We start from the raw sequence: 18,612 nt of genomic DNA, 5'->3' as shown, positions 1-18,612 counted from the left end.
ACATACATTCGACCTTCTCCTAAACTTCACCTTCAAATATGTAGACTCTCTCTATACCGTTACCACCTGAAATCAACCCTATTCCCCTAATATCTTTTTTTCACGATCATGATATCCTGTTGTAAACGTGATCTCATAGTGATAACGCAACTTTTCAACGATCTCGGCTTCCGCGTAATAGTCCAGATCTTGCTTCCGCGCAGCTTCAATTAACAAGGCATCAGCATGACGACGTAACATATTACTTCCCTCTTGAACCCGGCCTCTTTCGTAGGCGCGCAGGGCTTGTTTGATCAGGGGCACGGTTTCACTTAATTTGATCGTCTTCTCCACCTTGGGATCTTCCGGCTGTCGCAGCATGCCCAGATGACTGGTGTACTGAATATACAGCTGTTCTCTTCGTAACAATACACGTTGACTTTGCTTCAACTTCCTTGTGCTCCAATAGGCTGAACATACGGCAGCTTTTCCTGATACACGGGGTCCCATGACGAATTCAAGCAAAATTTGTTTACTTTCTCCCTTGTACATATCCCCAAGCCTCAATAACCAGCCAATATCCGTTTCTTTGGAACGACATCCATAAATGCCTTTTAGCTGTACTCCATATTCCGGTTTGAGCAAAAGTTCCAAATCTCTTGATACAATTTTGGGTGCTATTTTCCTAAGTCTTTTGGCAGGGGCACCGTTACGCCACTCTACCATCATATATACGGGGTCGGCTCCCCCTGTCGGTATGGCCTCTTTATTCCACGAATAAGATACTTCAAAGACTGAGTTCACTGGTAGTCTCTCCCCCGATTTATGTGTATTATCTTCTAAGTTATCAGGGTGAATGGACACTATATTGTCACGGAACACATGTTCTCATTAAATTTTTCCAATATATTAGTTTTATATCCCTAAATCCGTCTCAATACGACAATAAACGACGAAAAAGCCTGGCACTATGCCAAGCTTATCAATCACTTATCTATGACAAGTCCCAAATTAAACAGTAGGATGATCGATTCCCATTTTGTGTAAATATTGTACACCATCTGCTTCGTTTACCGGTGCATAGGTGACACTGTCAATGACCAGCTTACGCCCTACTGGCTCTCCATTAACAGTGATCATAATTGTTTTGGTTGATGTGTTCTGATCTGTTGTGTACATATGTTTCTACTCCTTCATGTTCACGATCTTATATTCAATCGGATATATTGGTATCTTTCATTAAATTGCGCATTTGTGAATAGCATGCACCCGGAACTGAAGTAAAAGATCTGTAAAACGGTCCGGTATGCTTGCCTATCGTTCTATTACCCCTCAGATTTGTAAGCTAAACAACCCTGTTCCTAAATAATTTTATATATTTCGGGTAATAAAACGATATCATCTTGAACCCATCGTCCCGGTTTTGACGTATAATGTAAGAGCCGTATTTCAACAATAGACGACGAATTCGGCGATTGATCTATCTAACCGAAGAAAGAGGTGTTAACGATGCCAAAATCCATTCAGGGTTATTTCATTCGGGTGTTATTCACCACATGCATTCTATTTACCGTTTCGATCGCTTCGACAGTAAGTGCAGCCAGTGCCAATATTTTTACGGATATATACAGCGGATGGGAGCGAGTCTCCGAATTGCCCGGAGAAGTGAACGCTCTGCAGGAAAGTTATAAGCAAACGATGGAGCAATTAAATCAAACGTCTGCTCAGTTGGGACAAGCCCAGGCCAATGTCGAAGCATTTAAGACCCAGAACGAACAACTGCTGGCTCAGAACCAGAAACTAACTGAAATGGTAAGTAAATTACAGGACGACCAGAATGCCAAAGCAGCTACCACCAAACGAATTCAGACGACGATCATCACTGTCGTTTCTCTCATATTGGGTTACTTTGTTCTGATTCGTGTGATGCGCTGGGGAATGCGTCGCCGTTCCGGCCGAGTATAAAAGAACAGGAGCAACTGCATGAACATACACCTGAACAATGCTGAAGCAGGCGGAGCAGGACAAGTCGTCACATTTTCACTGATTAAAGATGACCGCCTTCATATTTTGCATCCGCAGCAAATTGTGGCCTTCCGCGGTCCAAGTGGGAGTCGCAATGATAAATTCATGAATATCACGGGCATATATCGCAAAAAAAAGCTGATTAAATCCGAAATCACCGGACCTTGCCAATTTGTGGCTGCCCTGCCTCCCGGATTCACGATGAAGGAAGTGGAGCTCACGGAGGACAGTGATCTGCTCTATGACTTCCGCCACCTGTTCTTCTACTCTGATGGTGTAACCATGCATACCAAAATCCAGAAAATCAAAAACATGCTGATCACCCGTGATGCAGTGAAAATGAAATTTTCCGGCAAAGGCAAAATCGGATTGCTCACTCAAGGTCAGGTCTGCCAACAGGAACTTCACCCAACAGCGCCACTCTATGTGGATGCTGGTAGCATTATTGCCTATCCTGAAAATGCACATCTGGAACTCACCGTATATGGTAACAACCTTGCCAGTCAGCATATGAATTATCATTGGAAGATGACAGGACATGGATCTGTACTCTTTCAGGCTGGACGTGAGAATCACCGCTTGGAACAAGATCTTAACGATGAGGGACTGTTCAAACGAATTCTGAAAGAAGTGATCCCTTTCGGCAATGTATTGATCAAATAAACTGATCAAATAAGCTGTTAGTTGATGGAGCCGACCGATTATCTGCCACTATGCTCCAGTGGGGTGGTCACCACACCGTTTCATGTTATAATGGTTCAGACAATTGAAGAAGAAAATCCATGTCTATGGCATGGGAGAGGTTCGCGAACTCCCTCTATAAGACTTGACCATGTGGTGGTCAGTATAAGTCTTGCGTACACGTTGCGGTCACCATGCAATCATGTACGTAAAAAACTAAGGACACTTACTCTTGCCTGCTTTTTTGAAGCGGTTATTGAGAAGGTGTGTTTTTTGATGGATGCCAGTTCATGAACTTCTCTGTTCTTCCGACACTCTATGCCTATGTGCATGGTTTGATCTCAAGAAGATAGAGAGGTTTTTTTATGTTGAACGAAGAAAAAGCAGTCGTTGTATTCAGCGGCGGTCAGGATAGTACCACGTGTCTGTTCTGGGCCAAACAACAGTTTGCCGAAGTAGAGGTCGTTACGTTTGATTATGGTCAGCGCCACAAGTTAGAGATTGAATGTGCAACAGAGATCGCACGTGATCTGGGCGTACAGCAAACGGTACTCGATATGAGTCTGTTAAATCAGCTTGCCCCCAATGCGCTCACTCGCACGGATGTCGAGATTACGCATGAAGAAGGCGAACTGCCAAGTACATTTGTGGATGGACGGAATCTACTGTTCCTTAGTTTTGCAGCCATTATGGCCAAGCAAAAAGGAGCACGTCACCTGGTTACAGGTGTATGCGAGACGGATTTCAGCGGATACCCGGATTGCCGGGATTCATTTGTGAAGTCGATGAATGTGACGCTTAACCTGTCCATGGACTATCCATTTGTCATTCACACCCCGCTCATGTGGCTGGACAAAGCCCAAACGTGGAAGATGGCCGATGACCTTGGTGCTTTTGATTATGTCCGTGAGCGTACTCTGACCTGTTATAACGGCGTGATCGGCGATGGATGCGGAGATTGCCCCGCTTGCAAACTGCGCAAAGCCGGACTGGATCGCTATGTACAGCAACGTACTGCTGCTGAATCGGCGGGAGTGGATGTACGATGAGAGAGCCTGGAACATTCCGTATTGTAGAGCATCTGCAACGCATCGGAGAAGATATTCTGCCCACCCAGCTGCGCTACCACCGCAAACGTGTGCTTGTAAGCAAAGAATTCACCTTTGACGCAGCACATCACCTGCATTGTTATGAAGGCAAGTGCAAGAACTTACACGGTCATACGTATAAAGTTATTTTTGGCATCAGCGGTTATCCGGGTGAAACCGGGCTGACAGTTGATTTTGGACATATCAAAGATATATGGAAAACTCAAATTGAGGGATATCTCGATCATCAGTACCTTAACGAGACACTTCCTTTAATGAATACAACAGCCGAGAATATGGTCGTTTGGCTGTTCGAACAGATGGAACATGCGCTCCAGACGGAACCCTATGCCGGGCTGACCGATGGTGGGCGGACAGAGTTTGTCCAACTCTTCGAGACACCAACCAGTTACGCGGAAGCGAGACGGGAGTGGATGATCGATGAGTAGTGTGACACAGCAGGTGAATGAGACGGGATCTCGCAAAGAGGCTCGTATTCCCGTGATGGAGATTTTTGGTCCGACGGTTCAAGGCGAAGGCATGGTCATCGGACAAAAAACGATGTTTGTTCGTACCGCCGGCTGCGATTATCGCTGCTCCTGGTGCGACTCGGCCTTTACCTGGGACGGCAGTGGCAAGGAACAGATTCGAATGATTACGCCAGAGGATGTATGGGAAGAATTGCGCCGCGTTGGCGGCACCCGTTTCTCCCATGTTACTATCTCTGGCGGTAATCCCGCCCTGCTCGCTTCGCTGGGCGGATTGGTTGCCCTGCTGCGGGAGAACGGCATCCGCACTGCGGTAGAGACGCAGGGCTCCCGCTGGCAGCCTTGGCTGACGGACATTGACGAAGTCACTGTCTCGCCTAAGCCACCCAGCTCCGGCATGGACACCGATTGGGCCGTGCTGGATGATCTGATCGAACGGCTGGCCGCTGGCCCGGTAGAACGAAGTCATAGTCTGAAGATCGTGATCTTCGATGAGACAGACATGGACTATGCCCGCCGTGTGCATGCGCGGTATCCGGGCACGGATTTATTTTTACAGACCGGGAACCCGGATGTGACTTCCGCCGATACGCCAGATCTGGCGTCCTCACTGCTTGCTCGTTATGAGTGGCTGATTGACCAAGTCAGTGCCTCCGATGACCTGAACAACGTTCGTGTGCTTCCACAGCTTCATACGCTGGTATGGGGCAACAAACGCGGCGTGTGATGGGCAGTATGGGTGGAATGGGCGGCATGATGTAAGGATGAGGGCGAAATGCCCCAGACATTGAAGAGAATCATTCAGGCAAAATTGCCTATTTATATATACCGCGAGGCTTCGGGCTTTGACGGAAACAAGGAGCGTTTAATAACTGATGAGACAACCTGATGAAATGCAAGATGTGACGTTGCTGGGCAACCAGAACGTAAAATATACGTTTGAATATGATCCGGGAATCTTGGAGAACTTTGATAACAAACATCCGTACCGCGATTATTTTGTGAAATTCAACTGCCCGGAGTTCACTAGTCTGTGCCCGATTACGGGTCAGCCGGACTTTGCAACGATCTATATCAGCTACATTCCGGATGTGAAAATGGTCGAGAGTAAATCACTCAAGCTGTACCTGTTCAGCTTCCGCAACCATGGTGATTTCCACGAGGATTGTGTGAATATCATCATGAACGACCTGATCAAGCTGATGGACCCCCGCTACATCGAAGTATGGGGCAAATTCACACCGCGCGGCGGCATCTCCATTGACCCGTATACGAACTATGGTAAGCCGGGAACAAAGTACGAGCAGATGGCCGACCACCGCATGATGAATCATGATATGTATCCGGAGACGATTGATAATCGTTAAATCGTTAGGTTCATCTATTCTGTATAAGATAGAATCATAGAGTGCCAAAAGCCGAACTCTGCTATATAAGTTGAACTAAAGATTATTTACACTGAACACTACGATGACAGAACAACCTTCCAATCGCTGTTATCCCCAGATTTTTTTACATTCCCTTTTCTAAAAGGGAAAATCCGGGGATAAAGGCGAACGCTTCGCTTTTTCAGGTTTTTTCTGCCCTCTCCGTTATCGTGTAAATGATTAATTCAGCTTATATAGCTTAAGAAGTTCGGCTTTTTAGTATAAACCTTTAGAAACTCAGTCTCTCAATACAATGGGATCGCAGCGCATTCAAGTAGACTAATCCTCCTTTAGTGCTTTGATTTTTTTAATGTAATGTCTCAACATCATCACACCAATCGATTGAAAAATGATAAATATGACGATAGCCACAGACAAAGATGCTGGGGAAACATATATAGCCTGAAACGTTATTACAGCCATATACAAAATAGTCATCACCAACTCACGTTTGGCGGATTCATAAGGTGATAAGGATTTCATATCCATCCCTCCTCTATCCTTCTTACACATAAATATGGGTCTTCTTACAGTAGATGCTAAAGTAATACGTTTATTTTGTAAATGTAATGCTATTAATAAACACCTCGGAAATAGAGTTCAATTCATCAACGTTTTCCCTTGTTCCCCTTGTCGGTCCAATCAATCTATCCTATTATGTAACAATATGCTTACACGCATATATTACAACATCAGGCGCTGATCCCTCGTGACCGCGACCAAAGGAGAATTGTACATGTCTACTCAATCCACTTTAACCAAGGACGCCACAGCGCGTTCGAAAGCCCCACCCGGATCGGATGCCCAAAGCACCGTTTACCGGATACTCATTGCCATCAGTTTGGTTCATCTCTTCAATGATTCGATCCAGTCGGTTATTCCAGCCATTTTTCCGATTTTGAAAGATTCCATGCATCTCACGTATACTCAGATCGGATGGATCTCATTTGCTATTAACTTTACCGCATCCATTATGCAGCCTGTCGTAGGCTGGTTTGCTGATAAAAAACCGACACCATCTATCCTGCCCATTGGCATGGGTTTTACATTTACCGGCATGTTGCTGTTGGCTTTCGCTGACAGTTATATGGCTGTCCTGATCTCCGTTATCTTTGTCGGTCTAGGTTCCGCCGCTTTCCATCCGGAAGGTTCACGGGTATCCCATATGGCTGCTGGTCAACGCCGTGGACTGGCACAGTCCATCTTCCAGGTTGGTGGTAACGCTGGGCAATCCCTTGCCCCATTGCTTACACGCTGGATCTTTATCCCGTTTGGACTGTTCGGTGCCATTGGATTTACAGGCATTGCTGCCATGGGAATTGCAGTTCAGATCTACATTGCCCGTTGGTATGGACGTATGCTGCAATCGGGAGGATACCTGCGTAGACAGGCTGCTGCCCGTCGTGCACCCAATCCTGCTTTGCGCAAAAAGATTACTGCCGCCATTACGCTATTGATCTTGCTTGTCTTTGTTCGTTCCTGGTATATCGCTTCCATTGGCAGCTTCTATGCGTTTAATCTGAAAGATACTTTTGGATTGTCCACAGAAGACGCGCAGATCTATATCTTCTTGTTCCTGGCTGCTGGAGCACTTGGTACGTTCTTCGGAGGCCCCTTGGCGGACCGATTCGGCAAACGTAACCTGATCTTCCTGTCCATGGCTGGAGCTGCTCCACTGGCTCTGTTGCTGCCCTATGCGAATCTGTTCTGGACAGGCGTACTGCTAACCATTATTGGTTTTATCATGTTATCCAGCTTCTCGGTTACTGTTGTATACGCGCAAATGCTGATTCCGGGCAAAATCGGAACGGTTTCCGGTCTAATTACTGGTCTGGCATTTGGTATGGGAGGTCTGGGCGCACTCGTGCTGGGCAACTGGATTGACGTTTTCGGTGTATCACCCGTAATGCAGATGTGCAGCTTCCTGCCCCTGCTCGGGATCTTCACGTTCCTGCTTCCATCCGATAAATTACTCAATATCTGGGCGAAAGAAAACGGTAGTGAAGAGTAAAAAATACATCAATAGGTGCCCACTTTTTATTCTATATTAGATCCAATCCTTACGTGCAGCATTGCCCTTATAAGACGTTATCTTGCGCTAACGAACCTGACAGCACTTATTTGAACGAATACTGCCGATTTCGCAATCTAAAGAATCTGAGGAACGCTATTCCCGAGAAAAAGGCCGAAAACCTTGGAATGTGCGTGTGAAATGCAGAAATAACGTGTCTGAGATTCTTTAGAAATCGGGATTAGTGAAATATCGCCCAGTAGCGTCTGCTGAGTTCGTTAGATTTCACTTTAGTCACCTACATTTGCAGTCTATATAAAATGTTTGAACCATAACAAAAGGGTTCTTGCCAACTCTGTATTCACAGACTGGCAGGAACCCTTTTTTATATTTGTTGTTCTCGTATTTAGCTTCAACCGTTTATTCCACGTCACACATGACAACGTTGCTACCTTGAGCCGTTATCAGTTCCTTCACATCTTCAAATTCAAGGAATACCGTCGCCGTATTTTCCATGGGATGAATTCCAATTTTCTGACCAACTAAATCCTTGTCAAAAACTACGGTCACGTTTTTCTGAATATTATTGAGAACCCCCATAGGGTTGACGTGCCCTTTTTCCAATCCGAGGAATTCCAACAAATCCTTTTCACTGGCAAAACTTAATTTGCGGCTAGGTATCTTTTCGCTTAAACTTCTCAAATCGACGGACTTTGTCCCAGCAATCGTCACCAGATAATAGTTGCGCTTCTTGTCATCACGCAGAAACAGATTTTTAACGATATGTTCTGTATGCGGAATCTGATAAGAGAATATTTCCTCCATCGTGTATACTGCGGGATGTTCAATACTTTCGTAAACGATATTATTGCGATCTAAAAGATCATAGAAACCCTGTTTGTTTAACATATCAAATTCATCTCTTTCAATATAAATATTCTTCTATAATATGACTTCTTCTGTAATATTACTTCAAACGCTGAAGGATCAGCCGTTTTTTGTACAACATTTTGCCTGCTTCAGCGACATCTCGAATTGTATTTTTGTTGCTCACCGAACCAAACACCATGCCGGCAATTGGAACAAGTTGGAACAGCTTCTTCCAGCCAAAAGATTCACTGTAGGAGTTAAACACTTCCCGCCATCCCTGCATCTGCGATACTACTTCAATGGGTTTGTCGGGATCATCGTAAGCGGCCAGTTCTTCAATGATCGCTTTCTTACCTACAATATCAGCGGAAGAGAATTGCAGACATTTGACAATGAAGATGCGCTCCAGCGGTTCATCCGGATCATAACCATAACATAGAGCCATCTCTTGCAGTACCTTCAGAGAAAGCCCCATCACCATCGGAATATCTGCTGCTATGGTTACAATGCCACCAAACCCTGTAGCTGCTCCCTGAGCCGCGGCAAACTTGGTTCGACTCTCTGTGATGTTATCGGCCACCCGGTCCAGCACCTGAAGTGGCAGATTCTCTACACTATGAATCTTTGCTGTCCCCTCCGCTTCAGATTCCTGCTCCAGACGATAGGTCGTATCCATCATGGAATAACCGGACCTCCCGGCTTCCTCTTGCAACAGCTTGGCTACTTTTTTCTTCTGTACGAGGAACTTGCCCCCATTCTGCACATACTGACCCACGTCGTTCAGGGAATCTCCGATCTTCTGTTTCAGCGCTTTAGGCATCACTTTATCCAACATCGCAAAGGGCAAACGCCCGATTTTATCCCAAATAAACAAGTCTTTCTGTTGTTTCTCCCATTTCAAAATCTGTTCAAGTTCCTTGTCCAACGTCTCGCGTGAATCCATATGTGATCCTCCTAATAGGTTCTGCATCGTAATCTGTATCTCTCTCATACGCAGAAATCATCGTTGTGGTTGCTTTGTTTTGTGTCCAGGACACTTATGTTCAGGCCACTCTATCTTATCGTTCACACACAGAAGAGCCCTTAATCAGCATCACTCGCTAACTAAGGGCTCTCATATTAAGGTTTCACTACCTCTTATTTTGCTTCTGCTACTGCGCTGCCATCTGGGACCGGAACACCGAAATCAGGTGTGCCATCTTCACGCCAATGAATCACTTGAGCACGGGCATGGCGGTTCGGATCATACAAGGGATCACCCTCGATGTCTTTGTAATTACGCGCATGATAAATCAGAATATCGGTCTTGCCATCCGGTGACACCGTAAAGCTGTTATGGCCCGGACCGTATTGGCCGTTCGCTTCACAAGTCTGGAATACCGGCTCGGGTGATTTCACCCAGCTGGCCGGATCAAGCAAGTCGGCATTTTCATCTGCAGTGAGCAGACCCATACAATAATTGTAATCAGTCGCGCTGGCCGAGTAGCCGATGAACAAACGCCCATTCCGATGCATCACGGCTGCTCCTTCATTGACCTTAAAGCCGATGATCTCCCAATCATACTCTGGCGTAGAGATCATAACCTGTTCGCCGCGTAGCGTCCATGGGTTCTCCATTTCGGCAATGTACAGGTTGGAGTTGCCCACAATATCAGGATCTTTCTGTGCCCAGACCAGATAGCGGATTCCCTTATGTTCAAAGGTTGTTGCATCCAGCGCAAATGATTCCCACCGGGTGTGTATCTGTCCCTTTTCTTCCCACTCTCCTTCGAGTGGATTCGCGGAATCGTTCTCCAGAACATACATCCGGTGATCGAACAGACCTTCGTTGGTCTCACTGGTGTGAGCCGCAGCGTAATGTATGTACCATTTGCCATCGATAAAATGAATCTCCGGTGCCCAGATGTTGGCACTCATTGGCCCTGTGTCACGCTTCGTCCAAGCCGTTACTGGCTCAGCATCTCTTAACTCTTCCAACGTCTCTGCTCGCCGGATTTCGATTCGGTCAAAGGCTGGTACGGATGCGGAGAAATAATAGTAACCGTCTGTATGACGGTACACCCATGGATCAGCGCGCTGCTCCAGGATGGGATTAGTAAATGTAATGGAATCAGTCATGGGAATGCTCCCCTTTCAAATGTTGTTTGGCTCGTAGTTGGGGATGTAACCCAATGGCGAAAAAGCGAAAACCCTTTTGGGGTGGTGCACAGCGGACGTTCGGGGGTGGCAGGGCCTTGGTGCTCTCTTGTCCTCCGATTTCTCTTTCCACCACTCTTGGCGGTTGAAATCGGATGCCAAACTCGCTCCTGCGGCTCCTTCCTCCCCCTCACTGCTTGTGCACCCTCGGAGCGGTAGCTCGCTCTTACCACGCTCGCCGGGTTACAACCTCACTTCGAGCCTTTTTTGTTGGCTCGATCTTATGGGGTCGACCGCTTCGCAGGGTCAACTCTCCCCATATTTAGTGCATGATTGGCCTCAGACATAGGCCAGCACAGATGAATCTTAAGTGTCTAAAAGCTGCAACACCTTGGCGTTAGCGCACCTTAACATGCCAACTTTGTCATGCACAGCGGACGTTCGGGAGTGGTAGGGCCTTGGTGCTCTCTTGTCCTCCGATTTCTTTTTATCACCGCTCTTGGCGGTTGAAATCGGATGCCAAACTCGCTCCTGCGGCTCCTTCCTCCCCCTCACTGCTTATGCACCATCAGAGCAGTAGCTCGCTCTTTCCGCGCTCGCTGCTCGCCCCCTTACTCCTCCGCTGCGCTAATCTGCTTGCCCCAGACCGCCACGCCGTGGTCATCCAGGCCTGTCACCACCAGCGCGGGCTGGCTTCGTTCCCAGTCCCAGGACGGCAGCAGTTGCAGCTCTTCCGTGGAGGCTCCGCCCCATGGGCTTTCTTTCCACTTCAACGTCAGTGTTTGTTTGTCATCAAATGTCCAGGTTCCTGAACCTTTTTCGCTTTTAATTTTACCGTTGCTTGTTAGGGTATAAGGCACGGCTTGAATCTGCCCGTCTACGGACGGATCAAGCGCCATGCCTTCCCACTCCCCGGCAATCATGGACTTTGGAATGTCCTGTGCTGCCTCACCTGCATAACGTTCAGGTGAAACGACAGGCCAGCCGTCCTTGGTCCATAACATTTTGCGTACATGCAGATATGGCCAGTTTTTATCCGTCTCGCCCCGTGCATGATGCACGATGTAATAATCGCCTCCGTCCTTCAGAACGGAGTTATGTCCGGGCGCAACCCAGCCCTCGCCTTCTGTGAAGCGATAACCGCCGAGAATTTTGGTGCCGATCTCATATTGCGGCAGATACTCTGTATCCAGCATGTTATTGCCGTTTATGTCCGTGTACGGTCCTGTGATTGAATCAGCACGCGCAACCCGCACGTTATAATCTTCGAACAAGGAATCATAGGAGACAAACAGATAATACTTTTTGAACTCCGGGTTATACACAATGTATGGACCTTCGACTGCACCTTCTTCGGTAGCACGATCCCGAGCAGCAATGCGAGTACCATAACCCTCTTCCTTGAATTTCCCGGTGTCGGGATCAAGTGGCGCAATGTAGATGCCGTCAAAGAATGAACCATATACCATCCACGAATTACCCTCGGCATCTACGATGGGATTAGCATCAATGGCATTTAATTTGTCCTGTTCATTCGCAGAAGTTTGCACAACCAGCCCTTCATCTGTCCATGGACCTTCGGGAGATGAGGATGTCTGAAGACCAATAGCCGACTGGGTACTGCCAAAAGAAGAAGCCGAATAATACATCCGATAGGTATCACCAGCCTGAATCACATCCGGTGCCCACAGATTGACCGCACCCGTCCAGTCCAGCGCTTCTTGCGGAATCCCGGGCAGAGCCTGACCTACCCATGTCCAGTTAATCAGATCATCTGATTTACGTACCATGACACCGGGTTTCGCTTCTCCTGCTACACGAACATCTGTGGAATAGACGTAGTATCCCTGGTCTGTTTTGATAATGGCCGGATCATGCGCATTGTTCACCGTCCAGCGTGATTCATCGTCCAAAATGGAAGTGTCATACAACTGAGTATCTTGAGGAGCTTCAGGAAAGACGGGACGGGACACCGTTTCTCCTGCTCCTTCTCCCGAACAACCCGCAGCTCCAACAACCAACAATAACAACATGGAAGCAACCACTCCTTTTCCTGAATTCGACCACCGTCGGAATTTCTTCCGCTGGTTCATCCCTTCACTCCCGAAATCGCAACCGACTCAATAATCTGTTTCTGGAAGATCAGGAAGATGATTAATACAGGTAACAGAGCCACAATCGACGCCGCCATAATAAGCGGGTAATCGGTTTGAATCGCATACGTGGCATTAAAGTTTGCTATAACGAGCTGTAACGTCTGCTTCTCTGGTGAATTCAGATAAATAATCGGTGCCAGATAATCGTTCCAGATGCCCATGAACCAGAGAATCAGCTGTGCAGCAATCGCCGGTTTGATAAGCGGAAACGTAATACTGGAGTACAGCCGGAAGTAGGAACTTCCATCGATTTTGGCCGCCTCAATAATTGCATCAGGTACACTAAGCAGGTACTGGCGCAGGAAGAAGATCATGATTACGTTACCGAACAGGCCAGGAACAATCAGTGGTAACAGCGTATCCACCCAGCCCAGCTTTGCAAACATGATGAATTGCGGGATCATGACTGTTGGATAAGGAATCATCATGGATGCCAGCAACGCGAGAAACAGTTTGTTTTTGTGCGGGAATCTTAATTTGGCAAAAGCAAAGGCAGCGATACTGGACGTAAACGTACCCACCACCGTTACACTCACCGCAACGATGAGGCTGTTTTTGATCCCGCTGAGTAGGGGACCGGCTTCCCAGATTTCTTTATACTTTCCAAATTGGAATACTTCAGGTATCCACACAGGCGGAAGCGCGAACACATCCTGCTTCTCCTTCAATGAAGTGGACAACATCCAGATCAGTGGTGCAATCATCGCAATCGCACCAATCGCGAGTACGATAAAGATGATAGAGTTCGTTAATTTCCTCTTTTGACTGTAAGACATCTCCGGTTCACTCCTTTCCTTGACAATCAATCCCCATCATAGGCTGATTTTTCGTTCATTTTGAATTGCACCAGGGTAATGACAAAAATGAAAATACCAAGAATCATGGCCATCGCTGAGGCATAACCCATCTGCAAGTTACTGAAGGCTTTCTGCCAGATGTAGAAAACGATTGATGCCGAAGAGTATTCAGGACCACCCGTAGGTGTCATAATGTTCATCTCGGTGAAGATCTGGGAACCGCCAATGATATTTGTAACAATGAGGAAAAAGGTAACTGGCTTCACCATAGGCCAGGTGATATTGCGGAAGATTTGGAACCCGTTCGCTCCATCCAGCTCAGCCGCCTCGTAGTATGTACGTGATACACTTTGCAGTGCTGCCAGGTACAACAACATCGTGTATCCCAAGCCTTTCCACACCGTCATAATAATCAAAGCCGGTTTAACCGTGTCTTTGTTCGCTAGCCAGTTAGGACCTTTAATCCCAAACAGGTCAAGGAACTGGTTCACCAGACCGTAATCCCCGTTGTACGCCCAGTTCCACATGATGGACACCGCAGCGAGGGAAGAAATAACCGGAATGTAATAGATCACACGGAATGTCGTCGTGCCGGGAATTTTACGATTCAGACCCATTGCCAGCAATAATGCGAGCAACAATCCAATTGGAATACCAAGCATCAGGAAGAATGTATTAAACATCGCTTTGTAAAAGAGGTCATCCGTGAGCAAATCCTTGAAGTTGGCCAAACCGATAAAGTTCATCTGTCCCAGTCCGTCCCAATCCGTAAAGGAACCATAAAGGGAGTAGAGGAACGGGAACATGACAAAGATCAGCAATCCAAGAATCGGAGGTAAAATAAACAGATATCCGTACAGCATCTCTTTGCGATACAAACTCGATTTCGTAATCACGGCGTTCACCCCTGTTTCTAGTATCAGCATGTGGCATTCTTCGATTGAACCTTGTCGATCAACGAATGCCACATGCCCGTATGGAATCCAATAAGTTCCAATACGAATGATGCCAGCAGCATGATTGCAGGCTGCCGGCATCACCCTTTCCTATCTACTATTTCTGAGATTTCTTTTCTTGTTCTACCGCTTTGTCGAGCAGTTTTTGCATTTTCGGTTGTTGCTGCTTCACATAGTCTGCGGCTGTAATCTTGCCATCCAATACCGGCTGGATGTCCGTGAAGAACAGGTCATACCATTCCGCATTGTACGTGTAGTTACCTGGCAGAGCCCGGCCGTAATCTTCAACAATATCAATGAATTCCTGTTTGTTGGCTGGTTTCGTGGATGTATCTTTGGCCCACTCGTCTGCCATATCAAGCAAGTTCGGAATTTGTACCTTGGCATCTACCAGTTGTTGCATGCCTTCCTTCGAAGCCGTAAGGTAGTTCACCAATGCTGCTGCTTCTTCTGGATGTTTCGTTTTCGCGGATACTCCGATTCCCAGAGATCCGATCCACGTTGCCGATTTGCCAGTTGATCCCGCAGGGAATGGCAGCAAATCATAATCGAAAGGCAATTTCTCAAATGTACTCATATCCCATGGGCCTACAGGGAAGAAAGCCATTTCACCTTTCATCCAGCGTTGATACGTATCCAATGTTTGCGCTTCCTCAATGGAAGGTGTAATTTTGTATACGTTCTGCATATCCGCGAAGAATTGCAGTGCTTCAGCGAATTTTGGATCATCAATCGTTACTTTTGTTTTGGTCTCATCCAACCAATCCCCACCGTTACTCCATACAAAGGATTGCAGTGCCCACTGTACGTTGAATCCAGTACCGTATACATCCGGTTTACCATCTCCATTGGTATCCTTGGTCGCTTGCTGGTTCACCTTGATGAACTCTTCCCATGTGTATGGTTTATCCTTGTCAGGGAGTGGGATGCCCTCTTTTTCAAACAACGTTTTGTTGTAGCCCAGTGCAAATGGCCCCAGATCCTTCGGCATACCGTAGATATCACCTTGACCTGCCATTTGGCCGTCATAACGATACAGGTCCACGCCGTATTTCCAGATATTATCGAGATCAACATCCGGATTGTTTTCAATATACGAAGTGAGGTTCATCAGCACATTGCTGTTCACATACGCTTTCACGTCACCCGGATTGATATAAAATACGTCAGGCAAGCTGTTGCCTGTAATTGCCGCTCTTAGCTTGGTTGCATATTGATCCGCAGCCGTTACGATAATTTTGACTTTCACACCCGGATGATCTTCTTCGAATTTCTTGACCACCGCTTGGTATGCTTTCTGCTCATCAGTACCGCCGCGGAACATAAACGTTAACTCCTTGTCCCCACTTGCACCGCTGCTTCCTCCGCAACCTGCGAGTACCAGCGCACTTACCAGCATAAGAAGCATAAATGTGACCCAATTCTTTTTCTTTACCATCTGAACCCCTCCTGATCTGGACTTGTAACCGTATTCAATTGGATGAAATAAGATTTCTGTTGTTAAATTTATCAAATCCAGATCACTTTAGTCAACACTTTTATAAAACATTTTATATTTATATAAAATAAATCAATATTTCGGCCAGCCACTCGAGTCCCAAAGCAAGTCATTAATCAGCAATTTCGGATTGCCATTATCCTCTGCATCATAGGCATGTCTTGCGATGACATTGCCGTTGTACACGTCCTGACCACCTGGACCTTTCCATTTTACATTGCCTGTATCCAATATCGTTCCGCCACCATTCAGCATATTAACTCCGTTTTTGTCCACATAAGGGCCTGTTATACTGGTCGAACGTCCATAGACCATTTTGTAGGTACTGTTCACCCCTTGGCAGCAAGAATCGATGGAAGCAAACAGGTAATAGTAGCCGCCACGATATACAATACTTGGTCCTTCAATAGCACCTCCGTTATTCGGGCGCGCAGCAATGGAAGTTATACTTCCCGTCGGTTTCATCGTGTTTTTGTCCAGCTTGACAATCTTCAGGCCACTCCAGAAAGAACCAAAGGCCAGCCATGGATTGCCTGAAGCATCAATGACCAGATTTGGATCAATGGCATTATAATTATTGGCGGTCGTGGTTTGAAGCACCAATCCTTCGTCCTTCCACTGCCCTGCTCCAATGCTATTCGCAGACGCAAGACCAATCGCAGACCGATTGGAGCCAAAGGTGGAGATTGAATAATAGAGCCATACTTTTCCGTTATACTGCTCTACATCCGGTGCCCATACATCCAATCCGCTTTGTCCCGGAACGGCAGAAGCCCACCAGGATGGCTTACTTAAGAAGATCTGTGGAACACGATACCAGGACGATCCATTATCGGATTTCAATACTTGAATGCCCGGGCCGGTTGAAAAGGTGTACCAGGAATTGCCCTCTTTGATAATCGACGGATCATGAACAGCGGTATCTCCGGTCAGATTCCAGAATGCCGCCAAAGCTTTTGACTGACCTGCCAGCAGTAATACCATCACAAGTAATGCCGGTAACGCCAACCGTTTCCACTTAAACCTCTTCACATTGCTTAACTTTTCCAAACTGAACTCCACCTTTCCTGTTCAAATGGTTAATTAGGTTCATGAAGTATTGAATCAATTTAGGTATAATAGGATTATAAAAGCGGTTACATGACATTTCAATGGTATATTTCAAATATATGTGAACTGATTAACACTTATTTTAACCGGATTAGTGGACAAAATATAGATTATATTTTCGTATTTGCGCTATATACAAGGGTTTTGGCTTCTATTTCTCCACCCTTCCCTTCCATGAGGGAATGATTTATAATTATCTGAAATAAAACATATAAATGTGCAAATGTCTGTGTCGAAGACTTTGTTCAGAACGGGGAAAGGAAATCCACCTATGATTTATATTAAAGATCTGATGTCGGGTGTGAATATCTTCAAAGCGCTCAGTTCGGAAATCCGGATTCAGATCATCGAGCTGCTGGCCAAGAACCAAAGTCTTAATCTCAATGATCTTGCAACCAAGCTGGGACTGAGCAATGGCGCCATCACGATGCATATCAAGAAGCTTGAAGAGAGCGGATTGATCGAGATCAACACCGCCGTTGGCAAACATGGAATTCAGAAGATATGTTATCTCAATGAGGAAAAATTGATGGTTGATCTGCGTTCACAAGAGATTAACAATCGTTATGAGGTGGAAATTCAGGTCGGTCATTATAGCGATTATCAGGCCGCACCTACATGTGGTCTCGCTACCCGGGACAGCATTGTTGGAGAGTTCGATGATCCGCGGTACTTTGCTGATCCACTGCGAATTGATGCGGAGATGATCTGGCTGGCTGAAGGTTATCTGGAATATCGGATTCCAAACTATCTCAAACCCAATCAGTCCTTTAGCGAAATTCAGTTGTCGATGGAACTGGGATCGGAGGCCCCTGGCTTTTGTGACAATTACCCTTCGGATATTTACTTCTATGTCAATGGGATTGAGATTGGCTGCTGGACAAGTCCGGGGGATTTTGGCAATACACGCGGTACCTTTAATCCGGAATGGTGGCCTCCGCACTTGAATCAGTACGGCATGCTGAAGCTGATCCGGATTACACAGGAAGGCAGCTATATCGACGGATGCCGCATCTCGGACGTGACGTTGGACCAGATTAGGCTGGATTACAAAAGCGATATTCACTTCCGCATTGCGGTTACGGACGAACCTTTGAACAAACGGGGCTTAACGATCTTTGGTAAAAACTTCGGAAACTATGGACAGAATCTGCTCGCTCGGGTTCTCTATAACGTGCAAGAAGAGTAGAGCCGGCTCTGACTATTCACTCGATATTAATTAAGTTCGACCGATCTGCTAACGTAACTGTTCAACACAACAACAATCATGTGTCTTCGAAAGGGTGCTATCCAGCACTCTTTTTTGTTTGCTCTCGCCTAAGAACTTGTCCTATCATGTTGGAACAAAACATACTGGATGATATGACTCCTATAGCCCCTCTGTAATCCT

19 protein-coding genes are annotated in these 18,612 nt (G+C 46.4%); 8 read left to right on the top strand and 11 right to left on the bottom strand.

The window, feature by feature from the left end; translation table 11 throughout:
* Positions 1–78: 78 nt before the first annotated feature.
* Both NST38_RS06230 and NST38_RS06225 read right to left on the bottom strand, forming a co-directional pair.
* Positions 79–783, bottom strand: a complete 705-nt coding sequence (locus NST38_RS06230; RefSeq protein WP_017690195.1) for a hypothetical protein — start codon at positions 781–783, stop codon at positions 79–81.
* A gap of 207 nt (positions 784–990) precedes the next feature.
* The gene (locus NST38_RS06225; protein ID WP_017690196.1) at positions 991–1,158 is read right to left on the bottom strand and encodes a hypothetical protein; all 168 of its coding nucleotides are present in this window, start codon (positions 1,156–1,158) and stop codon (positions 991–993) included.
* Positions 1,159–1,488: 330 nt separating this feature from the next.
* Here NST38_RS06225 and NST38_RS06220 point away from each other — a divergent pair, with 330 nt between their 5' ends.
* The 6 genes from NST38_RS06220 (at position 1,489) to queF (ending at position 5,628) form a co-directional block, all read left to right on the top strand.
* Positions 1,489–1,944: a hypothetical protein gene (locus NST38_RS06220; RefSeq protein ID WP_036611459.1), complete on the top strand. Its 456-nt coding sequence runs from the start codon at positions 1,489–1,491 to the stop codon at positions 1,942–1,944.
* An 18-nt stretch (positions 1,945–1,962) separates the two neighbouring features.
* A complete protein-coding gene (locus tag NST38_RS06215) occupies positions 1,963–2,667 on the top strand; it encodes an AIM24 family protein (RefSeq protein WP_036668803.1) in 705 nt (234 codons plus the stop codon).
* Between the two features lie 386 nt (positions 2,668–3,053).
* On the top strand, positions 3,054–3,734 hold the full coding sequence (queC, locus tag NST38_RS06210; protein ID WP_076251714.1) for a 7-cyano-7-deazaguanine synthase QueC: 681 nt from the start codon (positions 3,054–3,056) through the stop codon (positions 3,732–3,734).
* Complete coding sequence (queD, locus tag NST38_RS06205) at positions 3,731–4,222, top strand: 6-carboxytetrahydropterin synthase QueD (RefSeq protein ID WP_341343862.1); 492 nt, start codon at positions 3,731–3,733, stop codon at positions 4,220–4,222. The genes queC and queD overlap by 4 nt, the downstream gene beginning before the upstream one ends.
* Positions 4,215–4,988: a 7-carboxy-7-deazaguanine synthase QueE gene (gene queE / locus NST38_RS06200; RefSeq protein WP_341343861.1), complete on the top strand. Its 774-nt coding sequence runs from the start codon at positions 4,215–4,217 to the stop codon at positions 4,986–4,988. Before queD ends, queE begins: the two co-directional genes overlap by 8 nt.
* Positions 4,989–5,136: 148 nt before the next feature.
* On the top strand, positions 5,137–5,628 hold the full coding sequence (gene queF / locus NST38_RS06195) for a preQ(1) synthase (protein ID WP_036668798.1): 492 nt from the start codon (positions 5,137–5,139) through the stop codon (positions 5,626–5,628).
* A gap of 339 nt (positions 5,629–5,967) precedes the next feature.
* On the opposite strand, the gene NST38_RS06190 is transcribed toward queF, so the two are convergent.
* Positions 5,968–6,171 (bottom strand): hypothetical protein, encoded by a 204-nt coding sequence (locus NST38_RS06190; protein ID WP_340936741.1) that lies wholly within the window; start codon positions 6,169–6,171, stop codon positions 5,968–5,970.
* 253 nt (positions 6,172–6,424) lie between these two features.
* Between NST38_RS06190 and NST38_RS06185 the strand changes: the two genes are divergently transcribed.
* A complete protein-coding gene (locus NST38_RS06185) occupies positions 6,425–7,699 on the top strand; it encodes an MFS transporter (RefSeq protein WP_036668794.1) in 1,275 nt (424 codons plus the stop codon).
* Between the two features lie 420 nt (positions 7,700–8,119).
* Here the strand turns inward: NST38_RS06185 and NST38_RS06180 are convergent, their stop codons facing one another.
* The 8 genes from NST38_RS06180 to NST38_RS06145 form a co-directional block, all read right to left on the bottom strand.
* Complete coding sequence (locus NST38_RS06180; protein WP_076251361.1) at positions 8,120–8,608, bottom strand: prolyl-tRNA synthetase associated domain-containing protein; 489 nt, start codon at positions 8,606–8,608, stop codon at positions 8,120–8,122.
* Between the two features lie 58 nt (positions 8,609–8,666).
* Positions 8,667–9,512 (bottom strand): EcsC family protein, encoded by an 846-nt coding sequence (locus NST38_RS06175; RefSeq protein WP_082218996.1) that lies wholly within the window; start codon positions 9,510–9,512, stop codon positions 8,667–8,669.
* A 194-nt stretch (positions 9,513–9,706) separates the two neighbouring features.
* The gene (locus NST38_RS06170; RefSeq protein ID WP_076251359.1) at positions 9,707–10,687 is read right to left on the bottom strand and encodes a glycoside hydrolase family 43 protein; all 981 of its coding nucleotides are present in this window, start codon (positions 10,685–10,687) and stop codon (positions 9,707–9,709) included.
* Between the two features lie 629 nt (positions 10,688–11,316).
* The gene (locus tag NST38_RS06165) at positions 11,317–12,738 is read right to left on the bottom strand and encodes an arabinan endo-1,5-alpha-L-arabinosidase (protein ID WP_076251711.1); all 1,422 of its coding nucleotides are present in this window, start codon (positions 12,736–12,738) and stop codon (positions 11,317–11,319) included.
* 56 nt (positions 12,739–12,794) lie between these two features.
* Complete coding sequence (locus NST38_RS06160) at positions 12,795–13,637, bottom strand: carbohydrate ABC transporter permease (protein ID WP_036611483.1); 843 nt, start codon at positions 13,635–13,637, stop codon at positions 12,795–12,797.
* Positions 13,638–13,663: 26 nt separating this feature from the next.
* Positions 13,664–14,554, bottom strand: coding sequence for a carbohydrate ABC transporter permease (locus tag NST38_RS06155; RefSeq protein WP_036611613.1), 891 nt, complete (start codon positions 14,552–14,554; stop codon positions 13,664–13,666).
* Between the two features lie 157 nt (positions 14,555–14,711).
* Positions 14,712–16,052 carry an ABC transporter substrate-binding protein gene (locus NST38_RS06150; protein WP_036611486.1) on the bottom strand — a complete coding sequence of 447 codons (1,341 nt, stop codon included), beginning with the start codon at positions 16,050–16,052 and terminating at the stop codon, positions 14,712–14,714.
* A gap of 132 nt (positions 16,053–16,184) precedes the next feature.
* Positions 16,185–17,096 carry a glycoside hydrolase family 43 protein gene (locus NST38_RS06145; RefSeq protein ID WP_076251708.1) on the bottom strand — a complete coding sequence of 304 codons (912 nt, stop codon included), beginning with the start codon at positions 17,094–17,096 and terminating at the stop codon, positions 16,185–16,187.
* A gap of 397 nt (positions 17,097–17,493) precedes the next feature.
* Between NST38_RS06145 and NST38_RS06140 the strand changes: the two genes are divergently transcribed.
* Complete coding sequence (locus tag NST38_RS06140) at positions 17,494–18,411, top strand: ArsR/SmtB family transcription factor (RefSeq protein ID WP_076251357.1); 918 nt, start codon at positions 17,494–17,496, stop codon at positions 18,409–18,411.
* Positions 18,412–18,612 lie beyond the last annotated feature (201 nt).

Source organism: Paenibacillus sp. FSL H8-0104, from assembly GCF_038050215.1.
Taxonomy (GTDB): domain Bacteria; phylum Bacillota; class Bacilli; order Paenibacillales; family Paenibacillaceae; genus Paenibacillus; species Paenibacillus amylolyticus.
This window is presented reverse-complemented; position numbering and strand designations above follow the sequence as displayed.

What these genes read in the sequence shown, in the direction of transcription:
- NST38_RS06140 (WP_076251357.1), top strand. Translation starts at nt 17,494, where the DNA reads ATGATTTATATTAAAGATCTGATGTCGGGTGTGAATATCTTCAAAGCG.
- NST38_RS06225 (WP_017690196.1), bottom strand. Translation starts at nt 1,158, where the DNA reads ATGTACACAACAGATCAGAACACATCAACCAAAACAATTATGATCACT.
- NST38_RS06170 (WP_076251359.1), bottom strand. Translation starts at nt 10,687, where the DNA reads ATGACTGATTCCATTACATTTACTAATCCCATCCTGGAGCAGCGCGCT.
- NST38_RS06215 (WP_036668803.1), top strand. Translation starts at nt 1,963, where the DNA reads ATGAACATACACCTGAACAATGCTGAAGCAGGCGGAGCAGGACAAGTC.
- NST38_RS06185 (WP_036668794.1), top strand. Translation starts at nt 6,425, where the DNA reads ATGTCTACTCAATCCACTTTAACCAAGGACGCCACAGCGCGTTCGAAA.
- NST38_RS06220 (WP_036611459.1), top strand. Translation starts at nt 1,489, where the DNA reads ATGCCAAAATCCATTCAGGGTTATTTCATTCGGGTGTTATTCACCACA.
- NST38_RS06160 (WP_036611483.1), bottom strand. Translation starts at nt 13,637, where the DNA reads ATGTCTTACAGTCAAAAGAGGAAATTAACGAACTCTATCATCTTTATC.
- NST38_RS06145 (WP_076251708.1), bottom strand. Translation starts at nt 17,096, where the DNA reads ATGGTATTACTGCTGGCAGGTCAGTCAAAAGCTTTGGCGGCATTCTGG.
- queF (WP_036668798.1), top strand. Translation starts at nt 5,137, where the DNA reads ATGAGACAACCTGATGAAATGCAAGATGTGACGTTGCTGGGCAACCAG.
- NST38_RS06165 (WP_076251711.1), bottom strand. Translation starts at nt 12,738, where the DNA reads ATGTTGTTATTGTTGGTTGTTGGAGCTGCGGGTTGTTCGGGAGAAGGA.
- queE (WP_341343861.1), top strand. Translation starts at nt 4,215, where the DNA reads ATGAGTAGTGTGACACAGCAGGTGAATGAGACGGGATCTCGCAAAGAG.
- NST38_RS06175 (WP_082218996.1), bottom strand. Translation starts at nt 9,512, where the DNA reads ATGGATTCACGCGAGACGTTGGACAAGGAACTTGAACAGATTTTGAAA.
- NST38_RS06150 (WP_036611486.1), bottom strand. Translation starts at nt 16,052, where the DNA reads ATGGTAAAGAAAAAGAATTGGGTCACATTTATGCTTCTTATGCTGGTA.
- NST38_RS06180 (WP_076251361.1), bottom strand. Translation starts at nt 8,608, where the DNA reads ATGTTAAACAAACAGGGTTTCTATGATCTTTTAGATCGCAATAATATC.
- NST38_RS06190 (WP_340936741.1), bottom strand. Translation starts at nt 6,171, where the DNA reads ATGAAATCCTTATCACCTTATGAATCCGCCAAACGTGAGTTGGTGATG.
- queD (WP_341343862.1), top strand. Translation starts at nt 3,731, where the DNA reads ATGAGAGAGCCTGGAACATTCCGTATTGTAGAGCATCTGCAACGCATC.